The organism is Flagellimonas sp. L-11 (genome assembly GCF_056857735.1).
In genome coordinates this window covers 1-18,694 of record NZ_JBSXNR010000071.1, presented here as the reverse complement: position 1 = coordinate 18,694, position 18,694 = coordinate 1, and the positions used below count along the sequence as shown (strand labels likewise).

The 18,694-nt window shown below is 42.8% G+C and carries 21 protein-coding genes; 13 read left to right on the top strand and 8 right to left on the bottom strand.

What is annotated here, in order from left to right; genetic code table 11:
- Positions 1–34: 34 nt before the first annotated feature.
- From AC13CC_RS13475 to AC13CC_RS13455, 5 genes are all read right to left on the bottom strand, one after another.
- Complete coding sequence (locus AC13CC_RS13475; RefSeq protein ID WP_482877973.1) at positions 35–295, bottom strand: hypothetical protein; 261 nt, start codon at positions 293–295, stop codon at positions 35–37.
- A gap of 597 nt (positions 296–892) precedes the next feature.
- Positions 893–1,090, bottom strand: a complete 198-nt coding sequence (locus AC13CC_RS13470) for a hypothetical protein (protein ID WP_482877972.1) — start codon at positions 1,088–1,090, stop codon at positions 893–895.
- Positions 1,087–1,752, bottom strand: a complete 666-nt coding sequence (locus AC13CC_RS13465) for a HipA domain-containing protein (RefSeq protein WP_482877971.1) — start codon at positions 1,750–1,752, stop codon at positions 1,087–1,089. Before AC13CC_RS13465 ends, AC13CC_RS13470 begins: the two co-directional genes overlap by 4 nt.
- Positions 1,753–1,810: 58 nt before the next feature.
- Positions 1,811–2,125: a HipA N-terminal domain-containing protein gene (locus AC13CC_RS13460; RefSeq protein WP_482877970.1), complete on the bottom strand. Its 315-nt coding sequence runs from the start codon at positions 2,123–2,125 to the stop codon at positions 1,811–1,813.
- On the bottom strand, positions 2,122–2,331 hold the full coding sequence (locus tag AC13CC_RS13455) for a helix-turn-helix domain-containing protein (protein ID WP_482877969.1): 210 nt from the start codon (positions 2,329–2,331) through the stop codon (positions 2,122–2,124). The genes AC13CC_RS13460 and AC13CC_RS13455 overlap by 4 nt, the downstream gene beginning before the upstream one ends.
- Positions 2,332–3,122: 791 nt before the next feature.
- Between AC13CC_RS13455 and AC13CC_RS13450 the strand changes: the two genes are divergently transcribed.
- From AC13CC_RS13450 to AC13CC_RS13395, 12 genes are all read left to right on the top strand, one after another.
- Positions 3,123–3,275, top strand: a complete 153-nt coding sequence (locus tag AC13CC_RS13450) for a hypothetical protein (protein ID WP_428979729.1) — start codon at positions 3,123–3,125, stop codon at positions 3,273–3,275.
- Positions 3,276–3,428: 153 nt separating this feature from the next.
- The gene (locus AC13CC_RS13445; RefSeq protein WP_482877968.1) at positions 3,429–4,034 is read left to right on the top strand and encodes a TetR/AcrR family transcriptional regulator; all 606 of its coding nucleotides are present in this window, start codon (positions 3,429–3,431) and stop codon (positions 4,032–4,034) included.
- A complete protein-coding gene (locus AC13CC_RS13440; protein WP_482877967.1) occupies positions 4,031–5,371 on the top strand; it encodes a TolC family protein in 1,341 nt (446 codons plus the stop codon). The genes AC13CC_RS13445 and AC13CC_RS13440 overlap by 4 nt, the downstream gene beginning before the upstream one ends.
- Positions 5,352–6,272 (top strand): HlyD family secretion protein, encoded by a 921-nt coding sequence (locus AC13CC_RS13435; RefSeq protein ID WP_482877966.1) that lies wholly within the window; start codon positions 5,352–5,354, stop codon positions 6,270–6,272. Before AC13CC_RS13440 ends, AC13CC_RS13435 begins: the two co-directional genes overlap by 20 nt.
- 207 nt (positions 6,273–6,479) lie before the next feature.
- Positions 6,480–7,385, top strand: a complete 906-nt coding sequence (locus tag AC13CC_RS13430; protein ID WP_482877965.1) for an ABC transporter ATP-binding protein — start codon at positions 6,480–6,482, stop codon at positions 7,383–7,385.
- On the top strand, positions 7,382–8,110 hold the full coding sequence (locus AC13CC_RS13425; protein WP_482877964.1) for an ABC transporter ATP-binding protein: 729 nt from the start codon (positions 7,382–7,384) through the stop codon (positions 8,108–8,110). Before AC13CC_RS13430 ends, AC13CC_RS13425 begins: the two co-directional genes overlap by 4 nt.
- Positions 8,111–8,122: 12 nt before the next feature.
- The gene (locus AC13CC_RS13420; protein ID WP_482877963.1) at positions 8,123–9,229 is read left to right on the top strand and encodes an ABC transporter permease; all 1,107 of its coding nucleotides are present in this window, start codon (positions 8,123–8,125) and stop codon (positions 9,227–9,229) included.
- 1 nt (position 9,230) lies between these two features.
- A complete protein-coding gene (locus AC13CC_RS13415) occupies positions 9,231–10,352 on the top strand; it encodes an ABC transporter permease (protein WP_482877962.1) in 1,122 nt (373 codons plus the stop codon).
- The gene (locus AC13CC_RS13410; protein WP_326278585.1) at positions 10,352–10,495 is read left to right on the top strand and encodes a hypothetical protein; all 144 of its coding nucleotides are present in this window, start codon (positions 10,352–10,354) and stop codon (positions 10,493–10,495) included. Before AC13CC_RS13415 ends, AC13CC_RS13410 begins: the two co-directional genes overlap by 1 nt.
- A 142-nt stretch (positions 10,496–10,637) precedes the next feature.
- Positions 10,638–11,087: an anaerobic ribonucleoside-triphosphate reductase activating protein gene (gene nrdG / locus AC13CC_RS13405; RefSeq protein ID WP_482877961.1), complete on the top strand. Its 450-nt coding sequence runs from the start codon at positions 10,638–10,640 to the stop codon at positions 11,085–11,087.
- Positions 11,088–11,094: 7 nt separating this feature from the next.
- The gene (gene nrdD / locus AC13CC_RS13400) at positions 11,095–12,948 is read left to right on the top strand and encodes an anaerobic ribonucleoside-triphosphate reductase (RefSeq protein WP_482877960.1); all 1,854 of its coding nucleotides are present in this window, start codon (positions 11,095–11,097) and stop codon (positions 12,946–12,948) included.
- Between the two features lie 193 nt (positions 12,949–13,141).
- Positions 13,142–14,950 carry a hypothetical protein gene (locus AC13CC_RS13395; protein ID WP_326278582.1) on the top strand — a complete coding sequence of 603 codons (1,809 nt, stop codon included), beginning with the start codon at positions 13,142–13,144 and terminating at the stop codon, positions 14,948–14,950.
- 84 nt (positions 14,951–15,034) lie between these two features.
- On the opposite strand, the gene nadB is transcribed toward AC13CC_RS13395, so the two are convergent.
- Both nadB and nadA read right to left on the bottom strand, forming a co-directional pair.
- A complete protein-coding gene (gene nadB / locus AC13CC_RS13390; protein ID WP_482877959.1) occupies positions 15,035–16,603 on the bottom strand; it encodes an L-aspartate oxidase in 1,569 nt (522 codons plus the stop codon).
- Between the two features lie 7 nt (positions 16,604–16,610).
- A complete protein-coding gene (nadA, locus tag AC13CC_RS13385; protein ID WP_482878002.1) occupies positions 16,611–17,576 on the bottom strand; it encodes a quinolinate synthase NadA in 966 nt (321 codons plus the stop codon).
- 165 nt (positions 17,577–17,741) lie between these two features.
- On the opposite strand from nadA, the gene AC13CC_RS13380 reads away from it, so the two are divergent.
- Entirely contained in the window at positions 17,742–18,200 is a 459-nt protein-coding gene (locus AC13CC_RS13380; protein WP_482877958.1) for an RrF2 family transcriptional regulator, read from the top strand.
- Between the two features lie 52 nt (positions 18,201–18,252).
- Here AC13CC_RS13380 and AC13CC_RS13375 read toward each other — a convergent pair whose 3' ends face one another.
- Positions 18,253–18,585 (bottom strand): 6-pyruvoyl trahydropterin synthase family protein, encoded by a 333-nt coding sequence (locus AC13CC_RS13375; RefSeq protein ID WP_482877957.1) that lies wholly within the window; start codon positions 18,583–18,585, stop codon positions 18,253–18,255.
- Positions 18,586–18,694: the final 109 nt, after the last annotated feature.

The window sequence follows — 18,694 nt, the reverse complement described above, 5'->3', positions numbered from 1 at the left end:
CGGGTAGTATAATCAAAACCTTTTTCGATAGATGTCACATAAAGGCCATCATAGACGGTCTTGTTCTCAACGAAACAACCCAAACGGAAAGTTCAAGATAACCTATGTTGCCCTCCAGAACATCTACTTTAAGAATTGATGATTTACTCCAAGGTAATTTCTTTGAAGGTGAATTGGTCATCACATGCAAATGCCTGTCATTCACTATTGAACGAATACCCTTATTCACCCTTGCGACAAATATATTATTATCCAACCCTTCATTTTTTTTGGAATTTTTATTTTCCTTCAACATCAGGGATAGTTAACTTGCAATTCCCTTGTCCACATAATTTTCTTCAAAGACATTCGTGATTGAGCTAATAACACCTTGTTTCTCTATATTTACTTTCTGATCAGTTGTGGTAAGGCATGACAAAAAAAAGTATACCAAGACCACCGGCATATGAAACAAATAGGGCCGATTTAATTGATTATGAACTTTTGATTATAATGACGGGTTTATTTTGATTGATATTGAATTAATAAATGATACGAGGATAATTATTAAATCTCAACTCATACAACAGAATGCTATCAACGACCCTATTTAGATTTGAATGACTCTAATTTTGATGCGGGTGCATTCGATCAATTAATTTCTTTACCAGAAATGTTAAAACCCAATCGAATCATTGAAGAATTAAAAGATTTACTGGCGAGGACAAAATCAAGTAAAACAATAAACATTTTATGGTAAGCTATTCGGTGAGCATACGCCACCGAAAAGTTGAAAATCCTCATTTTATAGAACTTTCCAGAAGCAGGTTCCAGTGCCTCCCTCAATTGCATGTGTAGGAAAACACTGCGTAGGTAAACATATCAGTACGACTTTAAGATATTTCGAAATGGATCATTGAAACATTTTCAACCGATGTTCCAGTATTTTGGAATACTTTTCTTTCATGTCATTGGAAAGAAAAGAAACCGATATTAAATCCTTCCATTTCTGTTTTGCCCGGAACATGTCCTGAAGTATGGTTTCTATAGTTTTTTCGTTCAATTGCAATCGCTCCTTCGCATAGTAATCCGTAAAGTCTGAGGCTTTCAAATTACTTTTTTTCCTTTCAGGGTCAATGCGATTTCTTCTTCAGGATTTTTGATCGCAATGGAGGAGTTCAACAAATCGTAAGCAGGTGCCAACGTCGTTTTGCCATTCTTTGTAATTAGGGAAAATTTTTTAAGGTGCATATCCTCGTTTCCAGTCACAAAACAATAAACTATCCTTTTGAAAAATTCTAGTTTCTCAACCACTGGAAACGTACAAAATTCTTCGATAACGGGCACCAATTTCTCCATACAGAAACGATACTTGGTATCTCTGGAATTTCCTGTCAATTGGGCAAAATCTTCCGTTGCATATTTTTTTCCCTTACCATATCTGTCAAAACGCTTGATAAAATAGGACAGACTACCGTCTTTGCCATAAACCATACCATGAAAGGGCACATTGATACCAATGACCTTGGCCATTCGCATGGTGAGGTCCTCATTCTCGGGCAATTGGGGGATAATATCATTTTGGGGTTTTATGATATAAGTCCCAAATTGGTCCACAACTTTAAATTCCTGGTCGACTACGGAAATACTCGCACTCAATTTAGGCTGCACGCCCTGTATGGATAATTTCTTAGCCCTGTTTACCGCCTCTCTCCTCAGTTCCGAAGCTGTATAAGGCAAATCATGTAAGCCGGTCAACTTGGCGGTAATCATTTTGAGCCCTTTCCCACTATATTTTGCCGTACCGCACTGTTCATATGTTATAGGGCACCTATTCATCTTCCATAGGTTCTACAGTTACTGCACCTACCAAATCAGCACCAGTGGCCATCAATTGGGAGAAATAATCCTTGTGGTCAATTTTGGAAATCCTAAGTAGACCTTCCAACATGATACCTTCGGGCAACAAACCTTCAAAAAAGGGAGGGAACCCATCAAAACTGAACTTCTTTTGACCAACGGGCATGGTCAATGAAATTGCCTGACCATTGTAATCATCATCATAAGTAAACCTATACTCCCTTGGAGAGACTTCTGTTAAAACTCCTGCCCTTTTCCCATGGGTATATACCACTGCCTTTCTCATACATTTTCAGTCAATGGGCTTTTAAATTCCACTTCTATATTCAATACCTGAAGCACGGCAAGAATGTTGCTCCAACGAACAGTTTCCTTATTTTTTTCAATATCAAAAACGGTTGTCTTGCCTATACCGGCCAAATTAGCCAGTTCAAGCTGTGTCAGCCCGGCTTTCTTGCGATGTTTTTTTACCATCAAACCTAAATCAATCATATATTACCGTTTTAGCAGTAAATGCACGTGTTTAATTGGTTAAATAGTTTTAGAAGCAAAGATTTATGTATTTTTTACCGTTATAACAGTAAATTTAACGATACTTTACTATTTCTACATCTATACAAAAACAATATTCAAGTATTACCGCTAAAACGGTAATATAATTGGATACTTATCTTTCCAAATATCCATTTGTAAACATTGACCAGAGGCAATACACTGTATAATCGTACTTCCCGCTAAAGATCACTGTTGAACCATTTGTCTATACCTGTTGAACTTGACTAAACTTAGAGGCACTTATGTTTTATACAATATAAATGAAGCCAAAAAATAATATTTCTAATTGATATTCCAATATTTAAGAATGAGGTGGCCTATTCGGTGAGCATAAATTTATGGAAGGCTGGAAAGTTCTTATTTACTGGGATTTCCAGAGGAAGGCTCTAGTGCCTCCAGATTTGCTGATGTCGGGCACGAGTCGCAATCCCTCTTTCAAGGCCTTCTTCAGTAGTTGCATAAAGGTCTTTGTCTTTTTGTTCTCAAAACAGGCGGTCCAGGTACAGCCCATCTAACCATTTCCAAACAGATTGCCCTGATTGGCGGCGTTAAAAGCACATACATCACAGGCACCTGCCTTGGGTACCAAGGTCTTGTCAGCCAAATTAAATGGCCCCCTATTTAGATCAAATACCCTACTGTCTATCATTAGCTCTTAATTGTTCTCTATATCGATCCTTTTCAGGATCCACGTCAAGATAGAAGTAAAAAACCCAATACTTACCTTAATGAACTTTAAACAGCTCATGGAAAAATTGCCCGACAATCAATTTCTCCGGGGGCACCCGTCCTTTGTCGTGAAACTTGTATGCATAACGGCCGTCCAGCGGAATAAGATTCATCATCGGCGACATCCGAATATCCATTGGGAAGCGTTATAAAGAAACCTGCCTTAAAAGATTGGGGATCGACTAAGCAAGTATTCGTCTCCAAAATATTTCAACAACTTATTTTTCAATGCATTGTAAAATATTTGATAACTATTTTTTTTAATATTAACCATTTGGTTAAATTTGATGGTTAATTCAATTGAAATGATACATACCGAAACTGAAAAATCAATTTTAAAGGCTGCAAAGCTGGTATTTTATAAGAAGGGACTGGCTGCAGCACGTATGCAAGAGATTGCGGACGAGGCCAACATCAACAAGGCCATGCTCCATTATTATTTCAGGAGCAAGCAGAAATTGTTCGAAGCGGTTTTTCTACAAGCGTTCGGGGAACTGGCCCCCCACTTGAATACCATTTTCAATTCAGATAAACCGGTGTTTGAAAAAATCAGGGATTTTGTGGATGGATATATCACATTTGTGGCCGACAACCCTTATTTACCAACGTTTATCATTCAAGAGATGAACATCAACCCCCAATTTGGAGAGACATTCTTTGCCAATCATATCACGCCAGACCCCTCAGTATTTGAAAAACAAATAGGCAAAGAGATCAAACAAGGCATTATCAGGCCCATAGACCCTAAGCAACTGGTACTAAACTTGATCTCATTGACCGCATTTCCCTTCATTGGGAAAGAATTGGTGACAGGTATTTTAGGACTTGACGAAGTTGCTTTCAAAACCTATATGGAAGAACGAAAAAAATTGATTCCCGAAATGATCATAAATACTATCAAAGCATCATGAACAGTTTAAGTAACACCCTTTATGTATTACCATCAATGGATGCAAAACCAATCCAAAGAAAGCGGCTCTTTTTTTTATTGATTTTCCTGATAATCCCACTTTTATCGCAAGCCCAACTGACCATTTCATTGGATGAATGTCTACGACTGGTCAAAGTCAATTATCCTCTGGCAAAGCAGTCCACCATGTTGGCCGACCAAGCAAGACTTGATATTGAAGCCATCAAGAAAGATCGGCTGCCCACATTGGATCTCAATGGGCAGGCCACTTATCAATCTGAAGTGACAAGTCTTGGAGGTCAATTGCCCAATAGTACCATTGTCCCGCCCAACAAGGACCAATACCGTACGACTTTGGATATCAATCAACTGATTTACCACGGAGGTATGATTGATGCTTCGGTCAAGGCCAAGGAGACCAAGTCGGCCATTGAACAACAGGAGCTTGAGATTATTTTATATGGTTTAAAAAAACGTGTAAACCAGCTGTATTTTTCCCTATTGTTACTTCAAGAAAACCAAGATTTGTTGCAGGCAAAGGAATCCCAGTTGACCGTAAGACTTGAAGAGGTCAAGGCCGGGGTCAAATATGGCACCCTACTTTCATCATCGGCGGACGCGCTTGAAGTTGAACTCCTCAAAATCCAGCAGAACAATACTGAACTTGCCCTATCTAAAACAGAATTGCTCCAACAACTTTCCCTATTGATAGGTACCGACCTGCAGCAACAGGTTGTGTTACAGCGACCAGAGATTTATTCAGAGGTTCCCGAACAGCTTTCCAGAAGACCGGAACTTTTACTTTTTGAGCTACAAAAATCCCAAGTCGATCTGTCGTCGGACCTTTTGGAAAGGTCCAAACTTCCCAAAATCAGTGCTTTTGCACAGGGCGGATATGGGAATCCGGGGCTCAATATGCTGGACAATACCTTCAACTCCTTTTTCATGACCGGTGTAAAACTCAACTGGAATGTTTTTGATTGGAACAAAAACCGAAAGGAACGACAGTCTTTACAAATCAACCGGGACCTTGTCGGTTCGCAAAAGGAAACCTTTGAACTCAACAATAATTTGGAGTTAGTCAAGCTACAATCCGAAATAGACAAAATGGAGGGGCTGATCCAATATGATGAACAGATCATTCCCAGGTTTGAAAAAATGGTCAAGACAGCAGAATCCCAACTGAAGAACGGGGTGATCACCTCCTCGGCCTATATCACCGAGTTTACAAATTTATATGAGGCCAAGAGCAATCTTGCCTTGCACAAAACACAAAAACTAATGAACCAGATTCAATATCAAATTACACAAGGCACCTATGAAAAGAGCAGTAACTAGGGTCCAAAAGACCAAAAAAGCCCTGACAATATTGTCCATTTCCGCTCTGGTCGTTTCCCTTACATCCTGTAATGGTGGAGGGGACCTCGCCGATGGCTATGGAAATTTTGAAGCAACAGAAACTACGGTTTCCGCTGAGGCCAATGGCAAAATTCTATCTCTAAATATTGAAGAAGGAAGCTTACTTCAAAACAATGATGTTGTCGGGGTCATCGACACCACCCAATTATCGTTGAAACGCGACCAATTGAAAGCCGCAAAACAAACCATTTACTCAAAATCAACAAACGTGCTTTCCCAGCGAGAGATACTTCAGGAGGAATTGAAGGTGGCCCAAAATGACAAAGAACGTATCGAAAGCTTGATCAAGGAAAATGCGGCCACCCAAAAGCAATTGGACGACATCCAAGGTAAGGTCCGTATCCTTCAACAACAGATCAAGAGTGTAGAGACCCAGAACGCCCCCATCATCAACGAAGTCAAGGGCATTGAGGTCCAGATCGAGCAGATTGAGGACCAAATTGCAAAAAGTATCGTGAAAAGCCCGTTGGACGGTACGGTATTGGTCAAATATGCCGAACCTGGTGAAGTTGCTGTCTTCGGAAGGCCCTTGTTCAAAATGGCCAACCTTGATGAAATGGAACTCCGGGTATATATCAGTGAAACACAACTTCCCAACATCAAGATTGGTCAACAGGTCACGGTCAAGATTGATGATGCGGATTCAATGAGATCGTATGAAGGCACAGTATCCTGGATATCCACATCTGCGGAGTTCACACCCAAAATCATACAGACCAAGGAGGAGCGCGTGAACTTGGTATACGCCGTGAAGGTAAAGGTCAAAAATGATGGAAGCCTCAAAATAGGCATGCCCGCCGAAATGTGGATTTCGAACTAATGCATTTAAACCTTATAAGACATCCTATGACAACCTACATGTATGGTTTTATACATTGATAAAAAAATAAAGCCCTGCAAAACGTGGCGCATGAAAAATCACGCAGGCAATTGACCCAAAATATAGCACAGCACCTCAAAACGTATGATGACTTTTTTAAACTAATAATATGGAACAAGCATTTTCCAAAAATTATAAGCCACGCCTATGTCCATTGTAATCGAACACATAAGCAAATCTTACGGAAAGGTCAACGCCTTGGATGACATCTCCATTCAGGTCGGCCAAGGGGAGCTATATGGTCTTATCGGACCTGATGGTGCAGGAAAGACGACCCTATTCCGAATCCTGACTACCCTGCTCCTTCCCGACCAAGGGTCTGCATCCGTTGCAGGGTACGATATCATTGCCGATTTTAAGGCCATCAGAAAACAGGTGGGGTATATGCCGGGACGCTTTTCCCTGTACCATGACCTAACGGTTGAAGAAAACCTCAATTTTTTTGCCACCATTTTTGGCACGACCATTACCGAGAATTATGACCTAATCAAGGATATTTATGTCCAAATAGAGCCTTTCAAAGACCGTAGAGCCGGTAAATTATCCGGTGGGATGAAACAAAAATTGGCGCTTTCCTGTGCTTTGATCCATAAGCCCAAAGTGCTGTTCCTTGATGAACCCACCACGGGTGTTGACCCCGTTTCAAGAAAGGAATTCTGGGAAATGCTCAAAAGATTACAGGACAAGGGAATTACCATTCTCGTGTCGACCCCCTATATGGACGAGGCCGCCCTATGTGATCGAATCGCACTCATCCAAGATGGAAGGATCCTTGAAATCGACACTCCAAAGGCCATTGTGGAACACTATTCCAAGCCCATTTTCGACGTTGGGGCCCACAACACGTACCTATTGATCGAAAAATTGAATGCCTACACCCATAAACACAGTGTATTTCCCTTTGGTGAATACATTCACTATACGGACCAACGGGATGGGTTCGACCCTATGGAGCTCAGGGCGTATTTAAAAAAAGAAGGCCTGCAAAACATACATATCGAAAGGACCAAGGCAACGATTGAGGATACATTTATGGAATTGGCAAAACAATGAAGGAAGAAACAGTAATAAAAGTAGAGGGGCTCACCAAGGTTTTTGGTGCTTTCACCGCGGTGAACAAGATTAGTTTCCATGTCAGGAAAGGGGAAATCTTTGGTTTTTTGGGGGCCAATGGCGCCGGGAAAACCACTGCCATGAAAATGCTGATAGGCATTTCCACACCCAGTTCCGGTTCGGCCCATGTGGCAGGGTTCGATGTATACTCCCAAACGGAAAACATCAAGAAGAGCATCGGGTACATGAGTCAAAAATTTGCCCTGTACGATGATCTTACCGTCAAGGAGAATATCCGCTTTTTTGGCGGTATCTATGGGTTGTCCAAGGATAGGATCTCCCAAAAATCAAACCACCTCATTGAAGAACTGGGCTTGGAGAAAGTAGCCAAAAGTCTCGTCGGCTCATTGCCGTTGGGCTGGAAACAGAAAATTGCATTTTCGGTATCCCTATTGCACGACCCAAAAATTGTTTTCTTGGACGAACCCACAGGGGGGGTAGATCCCATTACCCGAAGGCAGTTTTGGGAAATGATCTATAAGGCGGCACACAACGGCACCACCATTTTTGTGACAACACACTATATGGATGAAGCTGAGTACTGCGACAGGGTATCCATCATGGTAGATGGTACCATAGAGGCCCTCGACACTCCAAAAAACCTAAAGTCCCATTTTGGTGCGGATTCCATGAACGATGTGTTCTTAAAATTGGCAAGAAGTTAAAGAGCTTACCTTATGAAACGTTTTATCGGGTTTGTACAAAAAGAGTTTTACCATATTTTCAGGGACAGAAGATCCCTGTTCATCCTATTTGGCATGCCCGTGGCACAGATCATGCTTTTCGGCTTTGCCATTACCAATGAGATCAACAATGTCGATATTGCCATTTTAGATCGGTCCCAGGATGCCTCTACCAAGGAGATCATCTCAAAAATCTCCGCATCGGAGTATTTCAGTATCCTCCAATACATAAAGGAGGAAGCGGAGATTGAGGATGCCTTTAAAAAGGGGAAGGTTAAGGCCGTGCTCTATTTTGAAAAAGATTTTAGTAAAAAATTGATCAAAGAAAACACCGCAAAGGTTCAAATTGTGACGGATGCGACCGATCCCAATGTGGCCAACACCATCAGCAATTATATCAATTCCATCCTTTCCCATTACCAAGAGGAACAGAACAGGGCCATAACACAGGACTATCAGATCATACCCCAATCCCGTATGGTCTACAATGCGGAACTGAAAAGTGTTTATATGTTCGTACCGGGCGTTATGACCGTCATCCTCATGTTGGTATCGGCCATGATGACCTCTATTTCGATCACCAGGGAAAAGGAATTGGGCACCATGGAAATTTTATTGGTATCCCCTTTGAACCCTGTTCAGGTAATCATTGGAAAGGTGTTTCCCTATATCTTTCTATCCTTAATCAATGCTGCCGCCATTGTCATACTGAGTATTTTTGTCTTCCATGTCCCCGTCAAAGGGAGTCTGTTCCTGTTGGGCCTGGAAAGTGTGCTGTTCATTGTCACCTCCTTGGCACTGGGGATATTGATTTCCACTATTTCGGCCACCCAACAAACAGCCATGATGATCTCCTTGATGGGACTGATGTTACCGGTGATCCTTTTGTCGGGCTTTATTTTTCCGATTTCCAGCATGCCAGTTCCCCTTCAGGTCATCAGTAATATCGTCCCTGCAAAATGGTTCATCATCATCGTCAAGGGAATCATGCTCAAAGGTGTGGGTATCCACATTGTTTGGAAAGAGACCATGGTCCTCTTGGGGATGACCCTTCTTTTCATTGGACTTAGCGTAAAAAAATATAAAATAAGATTGGAATAACATGCGGGTAATTCTATATATCATCAACAAAGAATTCAGGCAGATCTTTCGGAACAAGGGTATGCTGCCCATCATATTCATACTGCCGTTGTTGCAATTGGTCATTCTTTCCAATGCGGCCACCTATGAGATCAACAACATTTCCTTTGGATACGTTGACAATGACCACACCCAAACCTCCCGTGCCCTAATAGACAAGTTCCATGCCTCCACCTTTTTTGATGTTTCCCAGGTATTCCCCCATCCAAAAGAAAGTGATCTGGCCATGTTACAAGGTAAGGTCGATGTGGTGTTGACCATCCCCGAACATTTTGAACGGGATTTGTGGAAGGATAAAAATATCGATTTGGGGGTGACCATTAATGCCATTGACGGAGCTGCCGCAGGGGTTGAAAATGTCTATATCACCCAGATCATCAAAACATTCAACAAGAACCTGGAAGTTGATTTGGTTCAGCTGTCCAATAACAAGGCTCAACCTGTCCAAATTGAAGGTATCCCACTTTTTTGGTATAACAAGACCTTGAACTATAAAACCTTTATGGTTCCGGGAATCCTGGTATTGTTGGTGACCATGATCACCCTGTTCCTTTCAGGCATGAACATTGTCCGGGAAAAAGAAATGGGCACCTTGGAACAGATCAATGTCACGCCTATCAAAAAACACCACTTCATCATTGGGAAGCTTTTTCCTTTTTGGGTCATTGGCATGGGGCTGTTGACCATTGGCCTGGTATTGGCCAAGCTCATTTTCGCTGTCCCCATGCTGGGAAGCCTGGCCCTCATGTACTTTTACACCTCCATTTACATACTGGTGATTTTGGGCATGGGTCTGTTCATCTCCAATTTTACGGATACCCAACAGCAGGCGATGTTCATCGCATGGTTCTTTGTGGTCATATTTATTTTGATGAGCGGTCTTTTCACGCCCATCGAGAGCATGCCCAAATGGGCACAGTTCCTGACCGAATTCAATCCTATCAAATACTTTGTGGAGATCATGCGCATGGTCATGCTAAAGGGTTCAGGGTTTTATGATATTCTCCCTCAACTTATCAAAACAACCCTCTATGCCGTGGTCATGAATGCCATGGCCGTATGGAGCTATAAAAAAATCAGTTGATGAACACACAAAACCATCCATTGAGACAATCGGAATACAAATTTCCTCGAGAACCTTTGTCACGGTTCAAGGAACTTGCCTTTACCTTTCGGGTACAATGGGGCTTTATCAAGAAATTGCAGGAAATGGAGCATATTTTGTAGCAATCAAAATCTTTATTATAATATAAATGATTAAAAGGTCATTTTATTGTTAATAAGTCTCTTTATAACTTTTGAAGCCACACCGCTGTCCAAAAAAACCCTGCCTTAATTTTATAAAGGACAAAAAAACAATGAGTTCTTTATGTTTTATCATGACTTTCAGGTAGTGTTTCAAGAAGTTCCCGGGGAGATCAGTCTCTGTTTTTCAATTTCTGGATGTCCCCTCCGATGTGAGGGCTGTCATTCCCCTTTTTTATGGAAGGAAGGAAATGGAAATGAGCTTACCTCTGAATATTTTCAAGCACTTTTGAACCAATATTCCGGTTTTGCCACCTGTGTTGTCTTTATGGGAGGCGAATGGCATCGGGAAGAACTTGTGGCACACCTAAAATATGCCCGACAGCAAGGATACAGTACTTGTCTTTACACGGGCGAAGACCATATACCATTCAACATACTTGAACACCTGACCTGGATAAAGACCGGAAGGTGGAACAAAGACCTTGGCGGCCTTGATAGCCATACCACCAACCAAATGTTCAAGGAAGTCAAGACCAATAGGATGCTCAACCATTTATTCACCTCTAAATAGTTTTAATATGATACGACTCACCGATAAACAAATCGCCAAAAAGATTGCGTTCATAGACCATTACCTACACTCCGGCAATGCTGCAGACGGTTCCAAGGTCGATGCCAACGCCAATGTCACTTCCAAGAATATTGCGACCATGGAAGCAGAGCTCAACAAGGACATCAACATACAGATAAATAGAGCTTTGGTCAAACAGAAAATCGCCGCTTTATACGGGAATGACCTGGCAGAAGAATATATAAGGCAAATAGAGTCCCATGAAATTTATGTCCATGACGAGACCTCTTTAAAACCCTATTGTGCCTCCATAAGTATGTACCCCTTTCTATTGGACGGCCTTACCAAACTGGGGGGCGAAAGTTTGGCTCCAAAACACTTGGAAAGTTTTTGCGGGGAATTTGTCAACTTGGTCTTTGCCGTAAGTTCCCAATTTGCCGGAGCCTTGGCCACCGTGGAATTCTTGATGTATTTTGACCATTTTGCGGCCAAGGATTATGGGCCGGATTATCTCGACACCCATACGGACACTATCGCCAACCACCTCCAACATGTCGTTTATGCCATTAACCAACCGGCTGCGGCAAGGGGGTACCAATCGGTGTTCTGGAACATTTCCCTCTATGACAAACCCTATTTTGACAGTATGTTCGGGGATTTTGTCTTTCCAGATATGGGAAGACCCCAATGGGAAAGTGTCAAAAAGCTACAGGCCTTTTTTATGGACTGGTTCAACAAAGAGCGTACTAGGGCCATTCTGACCTTTCCCGTAGTGACCGCTGCGATGTTGACCAAGGAAGGAATCCCTGTAGATACGGAGTTCACCGATATGTGCGCACATGAGTTGAGCGAGGGAAACTCCTTTTTTATCTATCAATCCGAAAATGCGGACAGCCTTGCGTCCTGCTGCCGATTGCGCAATGAAATCAGTGACCACACTTTTAGTTATTCCCTCGGAGCTGGCGGGGTAGCCACTGGTTCGGTGAATGTCATCACCCTCAACATGAACCGTTTGGTACAGCAAGGGGCCGATATTGTAGCGGAAGTCCGCAAGGTCCATAAGTACCAAGTCGCCTTTCGCAAGCTTATTGATGACTATGAAAAAGCTGGCATGTTGCCCGTCTATAACGCTGGTCTGATATCCTTGGACAAGCAATTCCTGACCGTGGGCATCAACGGGATGGTAGAGGCCGCAGAAAGCCAAGGCATCCAAGTGGGCAACAATGATGGTTATAAGGAGTTTGTTAACCACTACCTCAAGGCCATCTACCATGAAAATAGAAAGGCCAGAGAGACCTACGGGTGCATGTTCAACACGGAGTTCGTTCCAGCCGAAAATTTGGGGGTCAAAAATGCCAAATGGGACCGGGAGGACGGACTTTTTGTCCCTAGGGACTGCTATAATTCCTACTTTTATGTTGTTGAGGACGAACGTATCAACGCTTTGGACAAGATCATGCTTCATGGCAAGGAAACCATCCAATATTTGGACGGTGGGTCTGCCCTACATCTCAACCTGGAAGAAACCCCGAACAAGGAAGGGTTTAAAAAGTTGATCCATGCCACAGCCAAGGCCGGGTGCAATTATTTTTGTTTCAATATCCGTATCACCATCTGCAACGAGTGCGCTCATATTGACAAACGTACCTTGTATGAATGCAGTGCATGCAATTCGCAGAATGTGGACCATGCCACCCGGGTCATCGGATACCTCAAACGGGTCTCCAACTTCAGTTCCGGGAGGCAAAAAGAACATGGTCTGCGACATTATCACTTACAAGGCGGGTACAATCCCTTGGCAAACAGAAGGGCAGAAATCCTGTCCAACAAACTAAAACCAAATGAATTTACATATCGGTAATTTGAGACAATTTTCACTGAGTAGTACGCTACATTTCATCAAAAGGAGAGTTCTCGTTTTATTTTGGTTGAAATGTGGCCTCTCACTGGGCTCGCTATCTTCTGTGATTTCCCGTCCAGGGTGACCCAACCATCTTTGGAATTACCGAATCAACTTTTAAAAATTGCCCTAATCGGGTAAAAAATCCAATTATATGACTCCCCACTCCTTCCATATTCCCGTTATGGGAATTGCATTCACCATTGACACCCCATTGAAAGTTTCCCATTTGGGCATAGATTCGGCAATATCTCTGGTCGATGATATCCTTATGGAAAAACTAAGAAGGATGTATTGTGAAAAATTTGAAATGCCCTACCATGAAATCAATGAGGGAACCGAGGACTTCAGGGCCAAAAGAATCACCTCCTATCTCAATCTCATTAAAGAACTGGCAGAAAAAAGGTTTGAGCAACTAAAGGATGTTACATATGGCCATAGCGATGGTTTAAGACAATACTTTGATTTGTTGCCCAACACTTCGTTACTAAAGCAACGGTTTATCGATTTGACCCAAAAAACCGATTGCACGGCCTCCCTCAAGGAGTTTCTTGATGAGAACCTTTCCATGGGCAATATTGAGGTCAACATCATGACCAAATTGGATAGGGAGAATTATCGACACAAAAAGCCTTTGCCCAACAAGTACAATGATGCCCATGCCGCCCTTAGGGGATATGCCAATAGCCACCTTAGTTCCTCGGTTATTTTTTCGGCGGGCATGAACCCCCGATTGTACGGCTATATTGAGGAATTCGATGATTTTTATCCAGATGAAAACGGAATCATAAAAAAGAGAATCATCCTAAAGGTCAGTGATTACAGATCGGCCTTGATCCAGGGGAAGTTTCTCGCAAAGAAAGGGCTATGGGTATCGGAGTACAGAATCGAATCGGGATTGAACTGTGGTGGGCACGCCTTTGCTACAGATGGTCATCTTATGGGGCCGATATTGGCGCAGTTCCGAGACCGGAAAGAAGCGTTGGTATCAGAAACCAACGCTGTGCTGGTCCGTGCACTTTCACAAAAAAAACGTTATGTTCCCCAATCTGCCTTGCCCGTTAAAATCACTGCCCAAGGTGGGGTGGGCACCTCGGAAGAGCATGATTTTCTATTGGAACACTATCAATTGGATTCCGTGGGTTGGGGAACCCCGTTTCTTCTAGTGCCCGAGGCCACTACGGTGGACGACACTACCTTGAAAAAATTATCGCAGGCCAAAGAAAAAGACCTTTACCTGAGCAACATCTCTCCCTTGGGCGTTCCTTTCAATAGCTTAAGGGGAAATACCAAAGACATGGAAAAGTGGGCCAACATTCAAAAAAACAGGCCCGGAAGTGCCTGTCCCAAAAAATATGTCGCCTTGAACAAGGAATTCACCAGTGAGGGTATTTGTATGGCATCACGACAATACCAACATCTAAAAATACAAGAATTGAACAAAAAGAATCTTTCACCACAAGCCCGCCAAGCGGCCTTTGACAAGATTGTCGAGAAATCATGTGCCTGCGTAGGATTGGGTACTTCTGCCTTGTTAAAATACGGGTTGGATACCAAAACCGAAGGTGATGGTGTCTCCATTTGCCCAGGACCAAATATGGCATACTTTTCAAAGATTGCCAGTCTCAGGGAAATGATGCAACATATTTATGGGGAATCCAATTTGATCAAGAGAACCGACCGCCCCAACATGTTCATCAAGGAGCTTAAAATTTACATTGATTTTCTGAAAGGCAAGATGGAGGAAGTACAAGGTTCCATTACGGATAAGCAAGTAGCATACTTATCCACTTTTATCAATAATTTACATGAAGGGATCTCTTATTATCAAACCATATTTGGTAAGGCAAACAAAGTTTCTAACGACAACAGCTCCCCAATTTCGGGGGCTTTGAAAGATTTAAAAGTTGTTTTGGATAAGCTTTTGGGTGAAATTCGTGATTTAAAAACAACCGCCCAATAACGGGTTGTTCATTGATCCCTTTCTGTATACTCTCTTGAATTACTTCATGTATTTTCTAATATGGAGCTATGCCATATTAGGCTTCTAAATACTGCTGACAGGTTCAAGATCAATATTATAGAATCCACCCTTATTTTCCTTTCTTTTCAAAGATTGTCCAATAATGAGATGGGCCACATTGATCATGTTTCGCAATTCACAAAGTGCCACGTCCACTTTTGTTGTCCGATACAGTTCCTCAATTTCACCATATATCGCATCGAGGTGTTTGACGCCTTTTTGCAAGCGGGCGGTATTTCTTACAATCCCCACATAATCTTGCATAAGTGCCTGTAAGCGATTCATGTTGTGCCTGATAAGAATTTTTTCCTTGGCAATCTGTGTTCCCATATCGTCCCATTGGGGTATGGCAACCGATGCTGGGAATAGTTCCTGGCGTTCCAAATACCCGAAAATAGTATGGGCATATACCAAGGCCTCCAATAAGGAGTTGGATGCTAATCTATTGGCTCCATGAAGACCTGTTCGCGAGCATTCGCCACAGGCAAAAAGGTTTTTTACAGATGTCCTTCCCTGTGTGTCCACAACAATTCCTCCACAGAGGTAATGGGCCGCTGGGACAATAGGGATCCAATCTTTTTCAATAGTGATATGTCTGGTTCGGCATTCTTCATAAATGTTGGGGAAATGCACTTTGAATTCCTTCATATCAAGATGTGTACAGTCCAAAAAAACGCAAGGATCCCCATATTTTTTCAGCTCTTGGTCAATACTTCTGGAGACAATATCACGAGGCGCGAGCTCCGCTCTTGTGTCGTAGTCGGGCATAAATCTATGCCCTTTTTTGTTTCTTAAATAGGCCCCAAAACCCCTTACGGCCTCTGAGATCAAAAATGACCGGCCGGCTTTACCATCGTAAAGAACGGTAGGATGAAATTGGACAAACTCCATATCCCGGATCTGTGCCCCTGCCCTATACGCCATGGCAATGCCATCTCCCGTGGCAATGGCAGGATTTGTGGTATGTCCATAGACCATGCCCACCCCACCTGTGGCCAAAACTGTGTTCTTTGCGCAGAAAGCCTCCACTTTACCCGTTTTTTGGTCAAGGACATAGGCCCCGTAACAAGTCGGTGTGCTTGATTTGGTTCCATAGAGCTGATGCTCTGTTATAAGGTCTATGGCAAAATGGTGTTGACACATTGTGATGTTGTCCCGCTGATGTACTTGACTTAGGAGGGCCAGTTCTATCTCACGCCCCGTACTGTCTTTATGGTGTATAATGCGGTGCTCTGAATGGCCTCCCTCACGCCCCAATGCCAATTTACCATTCTTGCCCTTGTCAAAATGTGCGCCCCAAGACATCAGTTCCCTTACCCGTTCGGGGCCTCCGGTGACAACCATCTCCACTATGTTTACATCGCAAAGTCCATCTCCTGCAATCAAGGTGTCGGATATATGCTTTTGATAAGAGTCTTCCCCTAAATCTGATACGGACGCAACACCACCCTGGGCATATTTGGTGTTGGATTCATCTTCATCAGACTTGGTAGTAATGCAGACGGTACGGTCCGGGAATTTATGCGCCATCTTAAGGGCAAACGACAGTCCGGCAACTCCCGAGCCAATCACAAGGTAATCCGTTGAAACCATTATTGCTCTATTTGGAAAGTTTCAGCATGCGTTCAATGGGAACCAACGCTTTTTTTGCAATGGTTTCCGGCACTTTTATTTCAGGGGTTTCATCCCTGAGACAATGATATGTTTTTTCCAGGGTATTTGTTTTCATGAAAGCGCATTCACTGCAGGCACAACTGTTGTCCTCCACTGCCGGGGCAGGAATCAGTATGGTGCCCGGGACTTCCTTTTGCATTTCATGAAGGATGCCGGCCTCGGTGGCCACAATATATTTTTCCCTGGGATGACGCTTCACATAGGTTATCATAGCGGAGGTGGAACCAACGTAGTTGGCAATTTTCAGTATATGTTCTTCGGATTCGGGATGGGCAATGATCAATGCATCCGGGTGTTTATGATAAAGCTCCAGCAATTTGTCGATACAGAAAGCTTCGTGGACAATACAACTGCCCTCCCAAAGTAACATATCCCTTCCCGTTTGCCCGATCAGGTAACTGCCCAAATTTTTATCCGGAGCAAAAATAATGGGAGCGGTTTTAGGGATGGCGGAAATGATTTTTAGGGCATTGGAGGAGGTGCATACATAATCACTTAAAGCCTTGATTTCGGCCGAACAGTTGATATAGGTCACTACAAGGTGTTCCGGATGGGCCTTCACAAAGGGCCTGAAGGCTTCCGGTGGACAGGAATCGGCCAAGGAACAACCAGCGGACAGATCGGGCAGCAACACCTTTTTTGTTGGATTGAGGATCTTGGCGGTTTCAGCCATGAAATGCACCCCGGCAAATACAATGATATCCGCATCAGTTTTGGCCGCGGCTTGGGAAAGGCCTAAACTATCGCCCACATAATCGGCAACTTCCTGAATTTCGGGACGCTGATAAAAATGGGCTAGCAAGACTGCATTTTTCTTCTTTTTGAGTTCTAGGATTTCCTGATGTAGGTCAATTTCAGGGGTAAAATGATTGACTGATTGTCCTCCTTTCATGGCATAACGATATCTTGATTTGGTATTTTTTTTTGAATCCGTCCCCATTCGATGTATGGTGACGGTTTTTTAAGGTTCGAAACTAGGATACCCGCACCGAGCAAAAAATGATAAATGTCATAATGAAATATAAAATTATCTTTTAATTATCTTTGAGTCATCCAAATGTATTTGAATATGCTGTCCAATGCCTGTAAATATGCCGTACGAGCAGTAGTTTATTTAGCGATCCATAGTACTGTGGACAAAAAACTCGGTGCCAAAAGCATCGCTGAAGCGCTTGAAGTACCCCAGCCTTTTTTGGCCCAGTTGCTCCGAAAACTGACCACGAACAAATTGGTTTCCTCTAGCAAAGGCCCGGGCGGAGGCTTTTTTTTGGACGAAAAAAATTTGAACAATACGCTTTGGGACATTATCTCCAGCATAGATGGAGCGTATAAATTTGATGATTGTTTTTTAGGCCTTTCCAAGTGCAATAATGAAAATCCCTGTCCCGTTCACCATATTGTATCGCCCTTCAAGGAAGAAATCCTCCGCAATTTCAAGGAGAAGTCCATTGCCGTGCTCGCTGCCGAGATGGAACAGAACGGAACGGTCATTTCCCTAAAAGGGGTTGATCTGTAAATCGGTTTTTAGATCAAGTTTCCGACCTATTATCTCTTCTTTTCGGAAGGATTTAAGCTCCTTCATAGACAACACCCGATGTAGGGGTCTCATACAATTTGATCTTGCAGAGTTGTGGGATGTTGACCTTGATCTTGCTCCATAGCCACATGGCGACATGCTCGCATGTCGGGTTTTCAAGTCCCTCAATATCATTTAACAACCTATGGTCAACAAGAGCTATTATGGGGCTGACCACGCTTTTGATATCGGAAAAATCAATGACCCATCCAAGGTCCCTGTCCAATTCCCCCTCGAAATACAATGTCAATCGGTAGGTATGGCCATGTAGGGTCCGGCATTTATGACCATCGGGTGTATATATTAATATAAAACTACCCCACATTTCAATTTAAAAGTATACCACTTATTACCAACTTGAACGTCCAATCAGAGACGTTCGGAAAATGATAAGTATGTATACAAAACAGGAAATAATATTAAAGAGTCATCGT

Coding starts and splice junctions, on each gene's coding strand:
- AC13CC_RS13455 (WP_482877969.1), bottom strand. CDS start 2,331: ATGATTGATTTAGGTTTGATGGTAAAAAAACATCGCAAGAAAGCCGGG.
- AC13CC_RS13420 (WP_482877963.1), top strand. CDS start 8,123: ATGAAACGTTTTATCGGGTTTGTACAAAAAGAGTTTTACCATATTTTC.
- AC13CC_RS13440 (WP_482877967.1), top strand. CDS start 4,031: ATGAACAGTTTAAGTAACACCCTTTATGTATTACCATCAATGGATGCA.
- nadB (WP_482877959.1), bottom strand. CDS start 16,603: ATGGTTTCAACGGATTACCTTGTGATTGGCTCGGGAGTTGCCGGACTG.
- AC13CC_RS13380 (WP_482877958.1), top strand. CDS start 17,742: ATGTATTTGAATATGCTGTCCAATGCCTGTAAATATGCCGTACGAGCA.
- AC13CC_RS13430 (WP_482877965.1), top strand. CDS start 6,480: ATGTCCATTGTAATCGAACACATAAGCAAATCTTACGGAAAGGTCAAC.
- nrdD (WP_482877960.1), top strand. CDS start 11,095: ATGATACGACTCACCGATAAACAAATCGCCAAAAAGATTGCGTTCATA.
- AC13CC_RS13460 (WP_482877970.1), bottom strand. CDS start 2,125: ATGAGAAAGGCAGTGGTATATACCCATGGGAAAAGGGCAGGAGTTTTA.
- AC13CC_RS13475 (WP_482877973.1), bottom strand. CDS start 295: ATGTTGAAGGAAAATAAAAATTCCAAAAAAAATGAAGGGTTGGATAAT.
- AC13CC_RS13415 (WP_482877962.1), top strand. CDS start 9,231: ATGCGGGTAATTCTATATATCATCAACAAAGAATTCAGGCAGATCTTT.
- AC13CC_RS13450 (WP_428979729.1), top strand. CDS start 3,123: ATGAACTTTAAACAGCTCATGGAAAAATTGCCCGACAATCAATTTCTC.
- nrdG (WP_482877961.1), top strand. CDS start 10,638: ATGTTTTATCATGACTTTCAGGTAGTGTTTCAAGAAGTTCCCGGGGAG.
- AC13CC_RS13465 (WP_482877971.1), bottom strand. CDS start 1,752: ATGATTACCGCCAAGTTGACCGGCTTACATGATTTGCCTTATACAGCT.
- AC13CC_RS13425 (WP_482877964.1), top strand. CDS start 7,382: ATGAAGGAAGAAACAGTAATAAAAGTAGAGGGGCTCACCAAGGTTTTT.
- AC13CC_RS13375 (WP_482877957.1), bottom strand. CDS start 18,585: ATGTGGGGTAGTTTTATATTAATATATACACCCGATGGTCATAAATGC.
- AC13CC_RS13395 (WP_326278582.1), top strand. CDS start 13,142: ATGACTCCCCACTCCTTCCATATTCCCGTTATGGGAATTGCATTCACC.
- AC13CC_RS13445 (WP_482877968.1), top strand. CDS start 3,429: ATGATACATACCGAAACTGAAAAATCAATTTTAAAGGCTGCAAAGCTG.
- nadA (WP_482878002.1), bottom strand. CDS start 17,576: ATGAAAGGAGGACAATCAGTCAATCATTTTACCCCTGAAATTGACCTA.
- AC13CC_RS13410 (WP_326278585.1), top strand. CDS start 10,352: ATGAACACACAAAACCATCCATTGAGACAATCGGAATACAAATTTCCT.
- AC13CC_RS13435 (WP_482877966.1), top strand. CDS start 5,352: ATGAAAAGAGCAGTAACTAGGGTCCAAAAGACCAAAAAAGCCCTGACA.